Annotated in this window: 1 protein-coding gene; it reads right to left on the reverse strand. The window is 58.3% G+C overall.

Annotated features, from left to right (window positions below; translation table 11 throughout):
- Positions 1 to 205, reverse strand: a 205-nt coding sequence (locus tag AC0IXA_RS27385; protein ID WP_471814895.1) for a hypothetical protein, incomplete at its 3' end; no start/stop codon positions are given.
- Positions 206 to 278: the final 73 nt, after the last annotated feature.

The raw sequence follows: 278 nt of genomic DNA on the forward strand, positions 1-278 counted from the left end.
CCGTGGCAATGGGATCCTCTGTGCCAATGCGATCCTCTGAGGCAATGCGATCCCCTGTGGCGAGGGGATTTATCCCCGTTGGGCTGCGAAGCAGACCCAAACCTTGAGAACCGGTTTCTCCAGGCAAATCCCGTGTACCGGTTTCACGACTGCTGCGCAGCCGAGCGGGGATGAATCCCCTCGCCACAATCATCATCTCAGTCAAAACCGAGTGCTCCCTTCGATCGGTGCCGTGGCAATGGGATCCTCTGTGCCAATGCGATCCTCTGAGGCAATGC

Source organism: Pseudomonas sp. AC083 (assembly GCF_979253165.1).